Origin of the sequence: Acinetobacter schindleri CIP 107287, from assembly GCF_000368625.1 — a bacterium.
GTDB lineage: Bacteria > Pseudomonadota > Gammaproteobacteria > Pseudomonadales > Moraxellaceae > Acinetobacter > Acinetobacter schindleri.
Map to the genome: position 1 here is coordinate 414322 of NZ_KB849574.1, position 17311 is coordinate 431632.

16 protein-coding genes and 5 tRNA genes are annotated in these 17311 nt (G+C 44.6%); 1 reads left to right on the top strand and 20 read right to left on the bottom strand.

From position 1 onward, the window contains the following. Positions 1-30: 30 nt before the first annotated feature. From F955_RS02140 to F955_RS02235, 20 genes are all read right to left on the bottom strand, one after another. Positions 31-106: transfer RNA gene (locus F955_RS02140), tRNA-Trp, on the bottom strand. Positions 107-155: 49 nt separating this feature from the next. Next, positions 156-1346, bottom strand: coding sequence for an elongation factor Tu (tuf, locus tag F955_RS02145; RefSeq protein WP_004811166.1), 1191 nt, complete (start codon positions 1344-1346; stop codon positions 156-158). Between the two features lie 151 nt (positions 1347-1497). Then, positions 1498-1572: transfer RNA gene (locus tag F955_RS02150), tRNA-Thr, on the bottom strand. A gap of 17 nt (positions 1573-1589) precedes the next feature. After that, a tRNA-Gly gene (locus F955_RS02155) sits at positions 1590-1665 on the bottom strand. A gap of 38 nt (positions 1666-1703) precedes the next feature. Further along, positions 1704-1787 (bottom strand) — tRNA-Tyr (locus F955_RS02160). Positions 1788-1843: 56 nt separating this feature from the next. Next, positions 1844-1919, bottom strand: a tRNA-Thr gene (locus F955_RS02165). A 98-nt stretch (positions 1920-2017) separates the two neighbouring features. Next, complete coding sequence (gene trpE / locus F955_RS02170; protein ID WP_004813574.1) at positions 2018-3511, bottom strand: anthranilate synthase component I; 1494 nt, start codon at positions 3509-3511, stop codon at positions 2018-2020. A gap of 108 nt (positions 3512-3619) precedes the next feature. After that, positions 3620-4288 (bottom strand): phosphoglycolate phosphatase, encoded by a 669-nt coding sequence (locus F955_RS02175; RefSeq protein WP_004813576.1) that lies wholly within the window; start codon positions 4286-4288, stop codon positions 3620-3622. 82 nt (positions 4289-4370) lie between these two features. Continuing rightward, a complete protein-coding gene (locus F955_RS02180) occupies positions 4371-5024 on the bottom strand; it encodes an FHA domain-containing protein (RefSeq protein ID WP_004813578.1) in 654 nt (217 codons plus the stop codon). 64 nt (positions 5025-5088) lie between these two features. Next, positions 5089-7341 carry a type II secretion system secretin GspD gene (gene gspD / locus F955_RS02185; protein WP_004890583.1) on the bottom strand — a complete coding sequence of 751 codons (2253 nt, stop codon included), beginning with the start codon at positions 7339-7341 and terminating at the stop codon, positions 5089-5091. A 38-nt stretch (positions 7342-7379) separates the two neighbouring features. Continuing rightward, positions 7380-8246 carry a type II secretion system protein N gene (locus F955_RS02190; protein ID WP_004890584.1) on the bottom strand — a complete coding sequence of 289 codons (867 nt, stop codon included), beginning with the start codon at positions 8244-8246 and terminating at the stop codon, positions 7380-7382. Beyond that, positions 8246-8989 carry a type II secretion system protein N gene (gene gspN, locus F955_RS02195; protein ID WP_004890585.1) on the bottom strand — a complete coding sequence of 248 codons (744 nt, stop codon included), beginning with the start codon at positions 8987-8989 and terminating at the stop codon, positions 8246-8248. The genes F955_RS02190 and gspN overlap by 1 nt, the downstream gene beginning before the upstream one ends. 184 nt (positions 8990-9173) lie before the next feature. Next, on the bottom strand, positions 9174-9500 hold the full coding sequence (locus F955_RS02200; RefSeq protein ID WP_026056799.1) for an H-NS histone family protein: 327 nt from the start codon (positions 9498-9500) through the stop codon (positions 9174-9176). A gap of 142 nt (positions 9501-9642) precedes the next feature. Further along, on the bottom strand, positions 9643-10071 hold the full coding sequence (locus F955_RS02205) for an acyl-CoA thioesterase (protein ID WP_004890588.1): 429 nt from the start codon (positions 10069-10071) through the stop codon (positions 9643-9645). A gap of 10 nt (positions 10072-10081) precedes the next feature. Next, positions 10082-11275 (bottom strand): heme biosynthesis protein HemY, encoded by a 1194-nt coding sequence (locus F955_RS02210; RefSeq protein ID WP_004890590.1) that lies wholly within the window; start codon positions 11273-11275, stop codon positions 10082-10084. Between the two features lie 6 nt (positions 11276-11281). Beyond that, positions 11282-12109 (bottom strand): hypothetical protein, encoded by an 828-nt coding sequence (locus tag F955_RS02215; protein WP_004890591.1) that lies wholly within the window; start codon positions 12107-12109, stop codon positions 11282-11284. After that, positions 12106-12885 (bottom strand): uroporphyrinogen-III synthase, encoded by a 780-nt coding sequence (locus tag F955_RS02220; protein WP_004890594.1) that lies wholly within the window; start codon positions 12883-12885, stop codon positions 12106-12108. The genes F955_RS02215 and F955_RS02220 overlap by 4 nt, the downstream gene beginning before the upstream one ends. A gap of 5 nt (positions 12886-12890) precedes the next feature. Then, entirely contained in the window at positions 12891-13811 is a 921-nt protein-coding gene (gene hemC / locus F955_RS02225) for a hydroxymethylbilane synthase (RefSeq protein WP_004890596.1), read from the bottom strand. Between the two features lie 106 nt (positions 13812-13917). After that, complete coding sequence (locus F955_RS02230; protein ID WP_004890599.1) at positions 13918-14658, bottom strand: LytR/AlgR family response regulator transcription factor; 741 nt, start codon at positions 14656-14658, stop codon at positions 13918-13920. 56 nt (positions 14659-14714) lie between these two features. Continuing rightward, on the bottom strand, positions 14715-15869 hold the full coding sequence (locus F955_RS02235; RefSeq protein ID WP_004890602.1) for a sensor histidine kinase: 1155 nt from the start codon (positions 15867-15869) through the stop codon (positions 14715-14717). Here F955_RS02235 and argH point away from each other — a divergent pair. Continuing rightward, positions 15860-17290, top strand: coding sequence for an argininosuccinate lyase (gene argH / locus F955_RS02240; RefSeq protein WP_017401677.1), 1431 nt, complete (start codon positions 15860-15862; stop codon positions 17288-17290). The genes F955_RS02235 and argH overlap by 10 nt on opposite strands. Positions 17291-17311 lie beyond the last annotated feature (21 nt).

Consider the following 17311-nt stretch of genomic DNA (forward strand, 5'->3'; position numbering starts at 1 on the left):
CGACATCAAGCGTCTTTTAAGAAAAAATGATGGCAGGTCAGGAGGGACTCGAACCCCCAACATTCGGTTTTGGAGACCGACGCTCTACCAATTGAACTACTGACCTTCAAAAAGACAGACTGGAGCCGGGGCTCCAGTCAATATCTTATACTATATTATGCAGTAACGCGAGATACTACACCAGCACCAACTGTACGACCACCTTCACGGATCGCGAAGCGTAAGCCTGCGTCCATTGCGATCGGGTGGATCAGCTCTACTGACATCTCAACGTTGTCACCAGGCATAACCATTTCAACGCCTTCTTTAAGCGCGATCGCACCAGTTACGTCAGTTGTACGGAAGTAGAACTGTGGACGGTAACCGTTAAGGAATGGAGTATGACGACCACCTTCTTCTTTAGAAAGTACGTATACTTCTGCGTCGAATTTAGTGTGCGGCTTGATTGTACCTGGTTTAGCAAGTACTTGACCACGTTGAACGTCTTCACGCTTAGTACCACGAAGAAGAACACCACAGTTCTCGCCCGCACGACCTTCGTCAAGAAGTTTACGGAACATTTCAACGCCAGTTACAGTTGTTGTTTGTGTATCACGGATACCAACGATTTCAACTGATTCACCAACTTTAACAATACCAGTCTCAACACGGCCAGTTACTACTGTACCACGACCTGAGATTGAGAATACGTCTTCGATTGGCATCAAGAATGCTTGGTCGATTGCACGTTCTGGTTCTGGGATGTAAGAGTCAAGCGCTTCAACAAGAGCTTCAACTGCAGCTTCGCCATATTGACCAGCGTCACCGTTAAGCGCAAGAAGAGCTGAACCACGGATAACTGGAGTGTCATCACCTGGGAAGTCATAAGTAGAAAGAAGTTCACGAACTTCCATTTCAACTAGCTCAAGAAGCTCTTCGTCGTCTACAAGGTCGCATTTGTTCAAGAATACAACGATGTAAGGTACACCTACCTGACGAGAAAGAAGGATGTGTTCACGAGTTTGTGGCATTGGACCATCAGTCGCAGCACATACAAGGATCGCGCCGTCCATCTGAGCAGCACCAGTAATCATGTTTTTAACATAATCGGCGTGGCCCGGGCAGTCTACGTGAGCGTAGTGACGAGTTGGAGAATCGTATTCTACGTGAGAAGTGTTAATGGTAATACCACGTGCTTTTTCTTCTGGTGCAGAGTCAATTGCAGCGTAGTCTTTCGCTTCACCACCGAATTTCTTCGCACATACAGTTGCAATTGCAGCTGTTAAAGTTGTTTTACCATGGTCAACGTGACCAATTGTGCCCACGTTAACGTGTGGCTTATTACGTTCAAACTTAGCCTTAGCCATGTTCATCTTCCTCGTTTACGTCGAACACAATTCTGAGTAAAACTCAGCTCCGACATATCGCCTAAAAAAATCAAACGCCCAATACTTGAAAAGCAGACTAAATAGCCTGCTTTTGGAATCTTTTGCAACAATGTTGCGATAAACTGTAATCTGGAGCTCTTATCGAGATTTGAACTCGAGACCTCTCCCTTACCAAGGGAGTGCTCTACCACTGAGCTATAAGAGCAAATATTAGTACTTCAATGGAGCGGGAGACGAGGGTCGAACTCGCGACATGTAGCTTGGAAGGCTACCGCTCTACCAACTGAGCTACTCCCGCACGATGTTGGTACAAACCACTTATTGAAGTCTTAAAATTGGTGGTGAGGGAAGGATTCGAACCTTCGAAACTTTCGTAGCGGAGTTACAGTCCGCCCCCTTTGACCGCTCGGGAACCTCACCATTTTTTACACTTACATCAGTGCTGTTCTTTACTCTACACTAGAAACTCTCTAAGATGGTGCCGGCACACGGATTCGAACTGTGGACCTACTGATTACAAGTCAGTTGCTCTACCAACTGAGCTATGCCGGCGTTTCTTAGTGTTTCGTACGTTTCGTATCGGAACGGTGTGCAGTTTAGCAAAACTCAGAAACCATGCAAGTGTTTTTTTCAAAAAAAACGTCAAAAACTCATAAAATCAAACCATTTGATGATAATTCAACCGCTTTGATCACTGCGCGAGCTTTTATTTGGGTTTCATTCCACTCAGATTCAGGATTTGAGTCAGCAACCAGCCCTGCTCCGGCCTGAACATAGACCTTATTTTCACGAATGACACAGGTACGAATCGCAATCGACATGTCCATTTCGCCGTGCCAGCCTAAATAACCAACAGCACCACCGAAAATTCCACGTTTTACCGGCTCAACTTCGTCAATAATTTCCATGGCACGAATTTTTGGTGCACCAGAAAGCGTGCCTGCCGGGAATGTTGCTTTAAAAACATCCAATGCATCTACATCATCACGCACTTCACCTTGTACATTCGAGACAATGTGCATGACATGCGAATAACGTTCGATCACCATTTGATCAGTCACTTGCACTTTACCGATTTTTGACACCCGACCAACATCATTTCGGCCCAGATCAATCAGCATTAAATGCTCGGCAATCTCTTTTTCATCAGAAAGCAGATCTTTTTCTAATGCCAGATCTTCTTCTTTGGTCTTGCCACGCGGACGAGTCCCTGCCAGGGGACGCACAGTAGCAATCCCATTTTCCAAACGAGATAAAATCTCAGGTGAAGAACCTACAATATGGAATGGTGTCTTGTTTTCTAAGGTCTGCCCTTGCACCAAGAACAGGTAGGGTGATGGGTTAAGGTGGCGTAACGCACGATAGACCTGTAGAGGCTCTCCATCAAAATCAGAGACCATACGGTGACCGGGTACTACCTGCATCACATCACCAGCACGGATGTACTCTTTCACTTTTTCAATAGAAGCAAGGAAGTTGTCATGCCCGGTTAATGACTCAAAATGCGGTGGAGTATGTTTTTCTGCTTTCAGACTGATTGGTGTTGCCAGAATATTTTCCAATTCATTTAATTTTTCATGTGCTTTTTCATATGCATTAGCATCATTCGTATCGGCATGCACAATCAAAAACAAGGTATCTTTGAGGTTATCAAATACGATCACTGTTTTAGACAGCATCATCCAGATATCTGGCAAACCTACTGGATCGGCTTCAGGGACATTATTCAGCTTTGGCTCGATATAACGTACCGAGTCATAGCCAAAGTAACCGACCAGACCACCAGTAAAACTTGGTAAAGCAGGTAAGTCTGCTTGAGTCGGCACTTTAAACTGCGCCTGAAAGTCGCGAATGTATTGGAAGGGGTCTGAACAGTGCTGCTTTGCAATCGAGCCATCGGCATGTTGTACCGTCAGTTCACCTGCGTTACAGGAGAACACGGTAGATTCACCCAAACCGATGATTGAATAACGCGCCCAGTTCTCCCCCCCCTCAACCGATTCAAACAGATAAGCCTGTTGATGCTGTTTAAGGCGAGCAAAAATAGAAAGGGGCGTATCAGTATCGGCCAAGCGCTGACGGTAAACGGGAATCAGGTTATAGCCTTGCGCAGCAAGTTGCTGGAATTGTGCTTGAGTGGTCATTCGGTTTTTCTCTTTAAATTAGGGTTACTCAGTGTGTAAATAGAATTGGACTGAGCGACGCCATCGAAAAACCTTAGAACTATTCATTTTAATTCCCTAATACCCTAATTAAGCCAGCAGTTCACGTAGATCATCCACAATCTCCTGAGGATGGCTGTCTGCTATATTCTCACCATGATTATAGCCATAGCTGACTACAATACAATCTATACCGGCACGGCGTGCAGCTTCGACATCATTCACCGAGTCGCCAATCATCAGCACCTGCTCTTTGCTGACAGCATAATGCTCGACACAATGCAGCAATTGACGCGGATCCGGCTTACGCTCGGTAAAACGGTCACCACCAATAGTGTCATCAAAATACTTCGCCATATCCAAAATATCTAAAATACTGCGTGCAGGCTGTTCGGGCTTATTGGTCACACAAATGAGCTTTTTACCTTGTGCTTTACCCCATTGTAGAAATTCAATAATGCCCGGAAATGGTACGGTATCGACACATGGATCAGCATTGTAGACTTCCAGGAAAGTATTTAGTAATTCCTGATGCTGTGCTGGATCCAAACTTCCAGTCAGGTGCAGTAGTACGCTTTCACAAAACTTCGAACTACCTTTGCCAATCCAGACTCGTACCTGTTCTTCAGTCACAAAAGGCAGTTGCAGCACATTTAAGCTCATATTCATGGCACGATATAGGTCAGAAGCCGAATCCACCAAGGTGCCATCCAGATCAAATAAAATCAGCTCACGTTTATCCAGTTGTGCTATAGACATTTCCACTCTCTTTATCTTTATTCATCACACAGCCACAAAAAAAGCATGCGATTGCATGCCTTGATTGTAACCAATACTTGGCTTATTTAAAGAATAGCCAAGCCATAATTGCTAAAATCACAATAACAATTAAAGAAATCAAACCGACTGAAGCATTTTTTTGCTGTTCCTTCATTTCTTCTACACGAGAAACAGGTTGCTCAACAGGAATTGGTGTTGGTTCAGGTTTAACCGCAGATAAATCTATACCTTCAGGAATTGGCGCCGGTTTTGGAATACCGACATTAGTTGGCATACCATCACGAGTCAACTGAACTTCAGCATCACGTTCTTTTAGCTCTGGTATACCCTGATCATTCATCTGATGGGCAGCAGTCTTCTCAGCAGCCTCTTCAATAATACGTTCAGCTGTCTGTTCTAGTTCAGGTTCGACGATGACTTCTTGTGCTGGCTCAAGCACAGAAAATTTCAGGCTAGCAAACTGTACGATATCACCCTGTTTCAGCAATGCTTCTGAATCAATGCGCATATCATTGACAAAAGTACCATTTGAAGAACCTAGGTCTTGTACCCACAGTGCATCTTCCTTCAGCAAAAAGGCAGCATGCTTACGCGAGATTTCTGCAGCCTGCAACACAATATCTGCTGCCTGATGACGACCCACCAGCATGTCACGGTCAATGCTAATTTCCTGTCCTGTCAGATCGCCAGTAATGGCTTGAATTTTCCAAGTCATAACATCCACTTCTCTTTTATTCTGTTACGTTGATCATAACATGCTGTTTGCAACCACCGCACCTCTAGCTTTTCGGACGCAACGTCGTGGTTGTCACTGTATTTCGGGTTTTTTCTACATTTTGTACTGGTTGCACAGATTGCTGTTGCACTACAGGTTCAATTGCAACTGGCGTAGTGACTACTGCCACCGGCTGTGAGGCTACAGGTGCAGTTGGTACAGTTTGGTAATTCGACCCTAGGGGTGTTTTAGAAACAGGGAGACGTTGTTGATATACATCATCCAGGTTTTCTGGCAGTTTGGCAAAATTACCATCCGAATCTAGCGCCAATTGCAAGCTATACAGCTGACTATAGCGCTGCTGGGAAATTTTACGTACTTCATTTTTATCCCCCACAATCGTTGGGTGAATAAAAATCAGCAGGTTACGCTTCTGATTGGATTTACCTTCCGAGCGGAATAAACGCCCTAAACCAGGGATTGCACCCAAACCCGGTACCGCCTGACGACCGTAGCTGGTGTTATCTGAAATCAGACCACCGAGCACAATGGTTTGACCATGTTCAGCCAGAATTGAAGTTTTGATCGCACGTTTACTAGTGACCAGATCTGATGCCTGCCCCTTATCACGTGCAACTGCAGAAACTTCCTGCTCGACTTCCAGACGTACGGTTCCATTTTCACCAATATGCGGAATGACTTTTAGTGTCACACCCACATCTTTACGCTCAATGGTGGTATAGGGATTGGCAACACCTGCCGCACCCGTAGAAACTGAACCTGTTACAAATGGAACGTTTTCACCCACTACGATATAGGCTTCTTCATTGTCCATGGTCACAATCGATGGCGTAGACAATAGATTCGACTTCGTGGTTTCTTTGAGTGCCTGAATCAGTGCACCATAGAGCTTTCGAGAACCATCACTGCCTTCACGATAATCACCTATCACGAGTGAGGTCCCTGTACCAATTGCACTGCCTGCCCCTGCCGCACCACCGGTCAGATAGCCGGCAGCAATATTTTTCAGGCTGGCACCAAAGTTATCAAAGTTAATCAGACCAATACCGCTACTCAGATCACCAAGTGCCCATTGCACACCCAGCTGGTCAGCATCCGTACCTTCCACTTCCATAATCGCAGCTTCAATTAACACCTGCTGACGACGCGTATCCAGCTGATTAATCGCTGACTCGATTTCGCGCATCAGTTGTGGATCAGCCTTCACTACCAATGAATTCTGGGTCGCATCAGCAATAATACTGACACCATTGGCATTAAAACTGGTAATTCCTTGCTGGTTATTTCCTAATCCTGAATTTAACTGAATCCCGGAAGTGGAAGCTTCCTGAGACATATTGGATGCAGAGCTGTTATTGCCCAATGTATTCAGCGAAGTTCCTGCGGAGCTGTTCTCTGAAGAAGAGCTCGAACGCCCCTGAGCCTGCCCAGAAACCAGTCCTTGTAAAATTTCAGCCAGGTTTTTGGCACTGGCATATTTCAGGCGAAAGACTTTTAGCCCCCCTAAACGATCCGCTGCAGGCACATCCAGCGTTTCAATAATCTGGCGAATACGCTTACGGGTTGCGGTATCGCCTTTGATGATAATCCGATTGGTCCGCTGATCTGCCATGACCCGCACACGTGAGCCTTTTAAATCCTTGGCAGCACCTGTAGCTGTCATGGACTCAATCAGGCCAATCATTTCCTCAGCCTGACTCGACTGTAAGGTAATGGCTTCCAGATCATTCTGACCGGTACCATCCAGGTTACGCACAATCGTTTCCAGCTGGTAAATATTGCTAGCGCGATCGGAAACGATTAAGGCATTGGTTCCTGGCACAGCCGCTAAATGGGCGAACTGCGGCATTAGTGGGCGTAGTGCTGGAATCAGGTCATTCGGATTGGTATTTTCCAGCCAGATTACTCGGGTCACAATCTGGTCACCAGTCGCACGGTTACGGGCATCATACGGAATACCGGAGTTCTTGACGTTATTGTCTGGCACCAGTTTGATGGTATTCCCGGACGGGATCGCCACGACACCATTAACATTCAAGACGCCAAGAAACAGATCATAGACTTCAGCCCGGTTTAATGCCCGGTTTGAAATGACTGTGACATTGCCGCGCACCCTTGGATCAACGGCAAAATTTTTCCCCGTAATATCGGCTACTTCATTAATAAAAGCAGCCAGGTCTGCATCACGCAGATTGATTTTCCAGGTCTGCGCATAAGTTGCGGTACTGACCATAGCCACCAGAGGTGCGGCAACACAAAGCGCCCATGCTGATCGATTATTATTAAATAAAGCCATAAACCTAAATGCTTCCCAACCCTATATGTGATGACACATCACTTTAAATCCTGTTGAATGGTCATCACCTGATCACCACGTTTAATTTCAAGTTTTACCTGGCCCTGCTGTCGTGCCTGTTCCAGTAACTGCACTTCAGATTGTCCTGCAGTGACGGTTTGACCATTCAGGGATACAATCCGGTCGCCCGGTCTGAGACCGAGACGGTTACGCAGCACTGCCGGAGTTCGCGAAGTGACTTCATAACCCCCTTCACCTGCAGAAACTCCCATATTTTCCAGGTACTGTTCGCGGTTTTCATTCATCTGCTGAATCGCGCGACTAATCTCATTCTGTGGTGAAGCAGGCTCATTTGTTGGCTGATTCGCCGTCCCACCCCAATTCGAGGATGACGATGAACGCCCACTCTTCTGCTCATTACTCTGCCAAGGCTGATTTAAGCCATTTTCCAAGCCCTTAAAGAAAACTTCCTTACTCGCACCATTTTGCTGACGAATGATCACCCGATCCCAGTACACTTCAGCCAGCTCATAACCGCTATTACCCAAGCTCTCGCCAACACGATAGCGATCGACCTGATCATTCAGCTTCAATACTGCTGAAGACAAATAGCTTGGACTGGCAACCATCACCCCTTGTAACAGAATATTGGAGACTTCCGCACTTGCCGCACTTTTTCCAGTTTCCTGAAATAAGGCGAAAGAGCTGATATTCGGAATCCGTGACTGCTGTGAGCCCAACTCTACACGTTCTACTTGCAGGGCTTGAGGCGGTGCAACGACCAGCCAGAATAGGGCTGCCAGTTTCCAGCACAGATACAGAATCAGTAAAACTAAAAGTGCGGGTGCTGCTTTATTAAACGTCTGTAGATCCAGCTGTTTAAATTTATCTATATTGATGGCCATCAGTTTAGGCCTCCCATCAACGGCTGACGGGTGCTGATGACATAAGTGTCCAGTCCAGCTTTACCTTCATAGGAAGGAACATTCAGTAACATACGCTGTGTCAGTTGCACATTCAGCATCAGATCGGGATCAAGTTCAATATTCAGCATTTTCTGATCACGACTATCGCGAACATCTAGCAATAATTTACCTGACTCATCTGCCAGCTTCCCGGCAAGAACAGGAACACTCATCCGCTCTTGACGCTGTGCAAAGGTATAGATCAATTCTCCCCCGGTCCAATTCAACTGACCACTCACATCACTAAAGCCATTTTGTTTCTTATATTTAAAATCGAGCTGCTTAAATTGAATTGCATTGGTTGGCCATTGCCAGTCTGCCAGATTTTTCAAGGTTTCTGGTGCGACCTGTCCTTCCAGATTCCTGGCGACTAACGTTTTGGTCAGACCGTAAGCCATTACACCGGCAAGTTTAGTATTGCCGCTATGTACTTCCACATTTGCCCCGAGACGCAATAATAGCAAATCCAATGGACGGACCTGCCAGTTGAGGCTGCCACGCAATTGACCTTTTTTCCAGTCAGCACTCCCCTGCCAGATATTGCCACTGACGTTATGCAGTACCTGATTATTTTTATAAAATTTTGAAATCAGCCAGGCAGCCGGCACCTGCAAAACCACAAAAATAAAAAAGGCGACTATGGCAAGAATTAACCATTTGAAAGTTTTCGGTTTACTGCTCATCCCACCCCAACCAATCCATCAATTTCAGTTCCTGGTTATGATTCTTTTCTTAATATAAGTACATTATGCATACTTTTTTCACCACGCCAATTGATGGGCATAAAAAAACCAAGCAATGATGCTTGGTTAAAGATATATAGATCATTTCCATGACTGACCTATGACAACATTCACAGTCAAATCTTTAGATCAGAAAATCTTCCAGCTTGGCACCTTGTTCCAGTTCTGCAACCAGCCAGCGTGGCTGTTTACCACGACCTGTCCAAGTTTCTTCCGGATTTGCTTTACTGCGGTAACGTGGTTCTACAGTCTTGCGAGATGATTTCTTGCGCTTAGAGGCACCGAACTCGAGCAACTGTTCAATGCTCATACCTACTTTTTCTGCAATGCTTAATACCTGATTATAAGCATCTTCGATTTCCTGGTCTTTTTTAGACGCAATTAATGCTTCAGCTTCAGCTTGTAAACGCTTTAACTCTTCAACTGATAAATTCGTAATGTCTGGCATCACTCTCTCCATAAAAATAATATTATTCGTTTTATAAATAACTTTTTCATAATATTTAGATTAAATAAAATATTCAATAAAAAAATTTGAACGGATAACAACAAATAATAAAATTAATTACAAAATTAAATAATTTTCTCGTATTTTAAACTGTATGTTCAACCGTATTTTCTAAATTTCTTATTATTTCCTGTACATCTTCAGGAATTGGAATTTTTTGCATGCTATTTTTATTTATGCAAACCAGAACCGCTTCAGAAATTGCCACCACACTTTGCTGCTGCTCACTCCATAATAAATAACTCATACGAAATGAGGTAGTACCTATATCTTCAATACGTGCACCGATTTTAAGTTGATCTGGATAAACCACCGGCTTTAAATAACGACATTGATTCGTAGCCACAACAGTTAATAATGGACCAACCAGTATATTTAATCGATCCAGATAAGCCAGTCGGGCGCTTTCAATATAACGATAATATACCGCATTATTAACATGACCAAAGGCATCCATATCCCCCCAAGCCACGCGTTGCTCAAAAATCACTGGATACTGCGCAAGTGATTCCATATATTATCCCCTATATTCTTGTATCAATAAAATTGGCATTTGATTCAAACACCTGATTCAGTTGTTGTTGTAACTCATCCTGCCCCTGCAAGGCAGATTTAATGCGCAGATAACTCATACGCACATCATCTGGATAGAGTGCAAGCAGTTGCTGGGCTTCCTCTACTCGACCCGCAGCTTGCAGTACATGCCATTTGGCAAATGTTAAGACCGGCACTGCTGTATATTTTTCTTCCCATAATGAAATTTGCTGGTTAATAATTTCATAATCAGGATTTTGTCGAAGTAATTGTTGCTGAAACCATAAATAAAATACGTCCTGATTAAATTGCTGTTCCAATAAATGCACTGCTAGCGCTTCATGCTCGGCACTCATTTCAGGCATTTTAAATAACAACTTCAGCCACAATAGTTTGACCGTATAGTCACGTGTAAATATTTCTTCGCTTAAGTCGATATAGCGCTGTTGCAAGTATTTTAAATCTTCCTGATCCGCCTGTTCAAAAGCCAGTAATAATTGTTCCAGCCAAAGTGTTTTAGTATTTTGCTCTAAATGACCATATTGAGTTGATCTTAAATACAACCAGGGAAACTTTAAGGCAAATTGCCCCCATAATTTGGTTAATCTCTGCTCATAAGCTGATTTAACTTTAAACAGCCACGGGGATAATTCATGCTGATTTAAGAATTCAAGATGGGTTAATGCCTGCTGACCATCCTGTTGCGATAAGTACACTTCAATACGCTGTAATTCAGCCAGTTCAAATGCCATTGGATTGGACTGATTTAAAGATTTCAAAGCCTCATCAAAATCCTGCTGCCCCCAAGCCAAACGTGCATGAATAATATCTTTTAATAATCCAGACTGGGCAAAAGACTGCTGAATAAAATCACGTTGATCCTGTGAGGCATTGAGCAGCCACACCACTGCCAGTTGTTCATAAGGATGTAAATGATGAAAACTGAAAACGCGCTGGTTTTTGCGCTGCTCGCGATTCAGATAACGCGTAACCGCATACCACAGCATATGCATGACAAAGCTGATCGTAACCAGTAGCGCTGCCAGTATCCATAGACTGGTCTGTACCTGCCAGTTACGCCAGTACAGATAGACATACCCTGGTCCGTGACCGTAACTGAGTAGACTTAAAGCCGCAATACCGAGCAGACTGACAAATAAATAGGCAAGCAGAATCTGTTTCATAAGCGATCAGCTCATTAAGGTACGGGCATTCAGAGGAGGAACCGGTGTCAGCGGTATGGTGCGGATCTGTTCCAGCTGTTTAACCCATTGCTGGCTTTTCGCATCCGGTAATTGTTTGAGGACTTCAGCCACGGCACCAAGCGATTGTTGGAAAGGAATTTGTTGACTTTGCTGTAGCGCGTTTTCTGCCATCAATAGACGTAATTGCGCCTCTTTCAACACTAGTCCTCGCTGCATTAACACCGTACTTGGCTGCTGCACAGCTTCAATTTGAATCAGATTGCGCCAGAAGGAACCAGACTCTGCCGGTGTGGCACTGTGCTGGGCTTTTAACTCCCTGGCAATTTCAGCATCCATTTGATTAAGTAAATCCCGGATTTTATTCTGCTGTACCAGACGACTATTGATGAACTGTTGCAACATTACCTGATCTTTACTGAGTACACGCTCCAAACCGTCTAATAAAGCCGGTGCAAGCGTATAATTCGGCAAATCCAGTTGCAGCTGACTGAGTTTTTCCAATGCTGTGCTGTATTGCTGCTGCTGCAAAGCGAACTCAATCAGGCTGAGTTGCTGACGAACCAGTTCGGCATCATGCGATTCAGGTGCAGTAGCTATCTGTGAGTTGGATACAGCTGGTGCATCTTGGCGCTGTTCAGTTACCTGGCGTTTAAGTGCAACCACCTTGTCATTCAAACTGGCATTTTGCTGCTGCAATAGAGTAAAGCTGGAGCTGAGTTCTGTATGGGCCTGGCGCAAACTGAACAGGTCATAACTGATTTTGACCATCCAGGCGAATGCCACAATGAACAGCACGATTAAAATTTTCTTCATGAGTTCCCCAGTACTCGCTTCATCTCCCGTACGATCACATCGCTGCTCAGGCTCTCAAGTTGTACATACTCAAATGCTGCAGCATGATGTTGACGGTATTCCCCTAAAATAGCAGCCAAACGTGGGCCTAAAACCAAATAAATTCCCTTGCTGATCAGGGAGATGTCCTGCTGCATTAGCTGCACCCAGTTTAACCAGCTGGCTTCACTACTCATCAGAACCATATAATGGTGATTGTCCTGCAATCGAGGCAAAAGCGCAGCTATGGTCTGTTGTGACTGAACCGGACACTGACGTTGATACAGTACAAAATTTAGTACCTCAACACCCTGCTGACGCAAATGCTCCATCATAAATAATCGACCGCCCTCACCTCGCCAAAAGGCTACAACAGCATCTTTTTCAAGACTCTCCAAAATCGGTAATTGTAGCATTCCTTCAGAGGTTTCAATCTCAGGCACATGACTTTGAATGCCATATTGTAGCAATGTCTGTTCAGTGCTGCGCCCTACAGCAATCCACTGTATATGGGCCAATGTAGCCAGTTCAATGCCTGCCTGCGCCAGATATTGCATGCCAATTTGCACCGCAGTCGGACTCACCACCACAATGACTTGAGCACGATTCAACTGCTGATACAAGCTATCCAATTCTGCTGAATAAGGCTGTGCAACCAGTTCCAGCAAAGGTAGCTCTACCACAGGAATTTGTGCTGCCTGTAACTGCTGTGTGAGTCGGACAGCACGATCCTGAGGGCGAGTATTGATAAACAGCATGAATCTTATGAATATAGTGCTTTAAGCAAATCACCCGCACCTTGGGCCAATAAATTCTGTGCCAGAGTCACACCGAGCTGCTCTGCCTGATTTACATCACCCTGTAATTCTGCTTTTAATAAGGTGGCACCATCCACGCTACCCACACGGCCTTCAATAGCAATTTTACCATCCTGTAAAGTTGCATAACCTGCAATCGGCACCTGACAACCGCCTTCCAGATAGGCATTAAATGCGCGTTCAGCACGAACACAGGCATCAGTTTCAGCATGTAACAGTGGCAGGATCAGGTCAAGTACAGCCTGATCACGATCACGACATTCAAGACCAAGCGCACCCTGTCCCACAGCTGGTAAACTGACCGCAGGCTTAAGCGTATGACGAATACGATCTGCCAATCCCAGACGTTTTAAACCGGCACTGGCAAGAATAATAGCATCGTAATTGCCTGCATCGAGTTTCGACAGCCGTGTGCCGACATTACCTCGCAGATCAATGATCTCAAGGTCCGGACGTGCCTTTAAAATCTGGCTCTTACGACGCAGACTGGATGTGCCTACTTTAGCGCCCTGTGGCAGCTCGTCAAAGCTGGTATAGCTATTAGAGACAAAAGCATCCAATGGATCTTCACGTTCGCAGATCACCGCAAGACTTAAACCTTCAGGCAGTGCCATGGGTACATCTTTCATGGAATGCACGGCCAAGTCTGCACGACCATCCAGTAATGCAGCCTCAAGTTCTTTAACAAACAGGCCCTTGCCACCAATTTTTGCCAATGGGGTATCAAGAATTTTATCACCCTGTGTCACAAACGTGACCAACTCGACCTGAAGGTCGGCATGCAGTTCCTGCAGACGTGCACGGATATGCTCCGCTTGCCATAGTGCAAGAGGACTTTGTCGAGTTGCAATTTTTAGGGTCTTCATAAATTTCAAATACAGTGAATGAGAACAATAGTCTAAACTTAACCTGATCACTTTAAAATGCAAGTGAATTTATGCAAGTTTCAACTGCAACCCGATCCCATACGCTTCAGAGCTTATGAATGCGTTCACGTAAAAATGGTAAATGGCGCCGACTTACTGCAAGTCTTTCATCCAGCTCACGGCAACGCACCTGATACTGCCCCGAACTGACCACTTCCAGCCCATCCAGATAGTTTACAGACACCAGCGCATTGCGGTGAATCCTGATAAAATTCTGGCCAAATTCCTGTTCCAAGTCCTTTAATGTTTCATCGATCAGGACACTGCCATTTTTATGCCGTACCGTGACATATTTCTGATCAGCCAGGAAATAGTAAATATTTTCCACAGGGACAAGCTCCACCCCGCGATAAGTCTTTGCCGCAATCTGATGGCGGCTGATATTGAGTTCTTCCATATTTTCTTTTTGTTTTAGTTGGCTCATCTGAGCTTGGGTAAGTTTGGTTAAATGCTCGAATACCTGTGCTAACTCCTGTTGCATCACTGGTTTGAGCAAGTAGCCTTCTGCATTCGACTTGAATGCATCAAGCGCATGGTGGTCATAGGCCGTACAAAAAACAATTGCCGGCATTGGGTCAAGCTGGCGCAGATGTTGTGCGCAACGCAGACCGTCCATTTCGGGCATTTGAATATCTAATAGAATGACATCGGGCTCGTGCTGATGGGCCAGATCAAGGGCTTGCTGACCATGGGTTGCGGTTGCAACCACAGTATGGCCGAGCTGGCTGACCAGGCGTGCCAAACGCTCTATGGCAAGAGGCTCATCATCACAGATCAGGATGTCCATTTATCCTCCTTCAGTTAACGGCATGTCATTGTTGTTAAGTTAACTGTATTTTATTGTTATTTATATTGATATTGCACAACCGTCGTAAAAATTCCCTTGCCGGCATAGGTTCTAAAGGTTACTGTCGGGCCATAATAGGCCTTCAAACGCTGTCGAACATTTTCAATTGCAATACCATTTCCCCGCTTTAATGCTGCATGATCCTGTGAATATGGGTTTGTTATAATAATATTAATTTGATTTTGCAGGATTTCAATCAATACGCTTATCGTACTCTTTGTTAGAATTTTTTCAACTCCATGGAAAATACTATTTTCTAATAGGGGTTGTAAAGTCAGTAATGGAATTTGGACTTGTGAGTATAAGTCTTTGTTTTCTAATTTCCATTCAACCTGCAAACGATCACCGAGCCGGATTTGCTCAATCTCCAGATAACGTTGGCACAAATCGATTTCTTCTTGCAAGCTGACCAGCTTTAATTCCTGAAAGCTGGCACGAAACAGTCGGGACAGATTAAGCAGCATATGTTCCGCTTTATCGGGATCAATACTGATCAGGCTGATAGCACTATTTAAACTATTAAATAAAAAATGTGGTTGAATCCGGGCCTGCATGGCCTGAATCCGTGAATTTAACTCGCTATGGCGTTGACGTGTCCATTGCTCCCTTAAGTAAAGATAACGAAAACATAAAGTTCCGAGCAAAATTCCAAAACTCAGGTGCATTCCGACCTGCTTAAAAGCAATTTCAGATGTAAGATCATGCAGATGAAAATTTATCCCAAAATGTATCAGAATGTTTAAACTAACTGTCGTTACCAGCACGATAGCCTGTAATAACAAGAATCCGGTAATCAATGCAGATTTGATCCTCATACGATCAAAATACTGGTGAAACAGTTCTACACAAGCCGCAAATGATAGCAACACCCAGTTAATATAGAGGATGTATTGCAGCAAGTGCATAAAATTGAGCGCTTGCCAGGACTGGGCTTCTGCCAGACTCAGTACCAAAGCCAAAACATTACCGCCAACAAACAGTTCCAGCAGATAACGCCAATTGCCAATCTGGCCAAAAAAATAAGAAGATTGTTGCTGCCCCATCAGATCTGTAACAGATTGAGCAGATGGGACTTCGGCAACAGCCGTTGAATTTGCTATACTCTTTTTCGTTCTACTGCTTTTAATCTTATTGAGCCGACATGACCACATCTTCTAATTCCTCAAATCCATCACAAGCCCAGACTTCGGGTATGTGGGGCGGTCGTTTCTCTGAAGCGACTGATGCTTTTGTTGCTGAATTTACAGCATCTGTACAATTTGACCAACGTTTTTATAAACAAGATATTGCGGGTTCAATTGCGCATGCAACCATGCTTGCAAAAGTGGGCGTGCTGACTGAACAAGAACGTGATGACATCATTGAAGGCCTAACTGCGATTAAGGCAGATATTGAAGCAGGTAATTTCGAGTGGCGCATTGACCTTGAAGATGTGCACATGAACATTGAGTCACGTCTGACTCAGCGTATCGGCATTACAGGTAAAAAATTACATACTGGCCGTAGCCGTAATGACCAAGTAGCAACAGACATCCGCCTTTATGTCCGTGATGAAATTGATGCCATCCTAAAATTATTAGAGAAATTACAAAAAGGCATTTTGAGCTTGGCGGCGAAAAATACCAATACCATCATGCCTGGTTTTACTCACCTGCAAACGGCACAACCTGTGACTTTTGGTCACCACTTGATGGCCTGGTTTGAAATGCTGGTACGTGACTCTGAACGCCTAATTGACTGCCGTAAACGCGTCAACCGTATGCCACTGGGTTCTGCTGCTTTAGCAGGCACTACGTATCCAATCGACCGTGCTTATACTGCTGAACTGCTAGGTTTTGAAGCAGTGGCTGAAAACTCATTAGATGCTGTTTCTGATCGTGACTTCGGCATCGAATTCAATGCAGCAGCATCTTTAATCATGATGCACCTGTCTCGCATGTCTGAAGAAATGATTCTGTGGACATCCGCACAGTTCAAGTTTGTGAATATTCCGGACCGCTTCTGTACTGGTTCATCAATCATGCCACAGAAGAAAAATCCGGATGTACCTGAGCTGATCCGTGGTAAGACTGGCCGTGTGTATGGCGACTTGATGAGCTTGTTGACTCTAATGAAAGGTCAGCCATTAGCCTACAATAAAGACAATCAGGAAGACAAAGAACCACTATTTGATGCAATTGATACCGTTCGTGGTTCATTGATGGCATTTGCGGATATGATTCCTGCACTGGTTCCAAATATCGAAATCATGCGTGAAGCAGCGCTTCGTGGTTTCTCGACTGCAACTGACCTTGCAGATTACCTGGTGAAAAATGGTGTTGCTTTCCGTGATGCACATGAGATTGTAGGTAAAGCCGTTGCGCTTGGTGTTCAGGAAGGCAAAGACTTGTCTGAACTCACCCTTGAACAATTACAGCAATTCTCTGACCTGATCCAGGCAGATGTATTTGAAAAAGCATTAACTTTAGAAGCCTCTGTAAATGCGCGTAACCACATTGGTGGTACTGCACCTGTACAAGTCGCAGCAGCAATCGAACGCGCTTATGCACGTCTGGAAAAACTTTACGCTTAATTGCGCTATCTTAAATTCGGA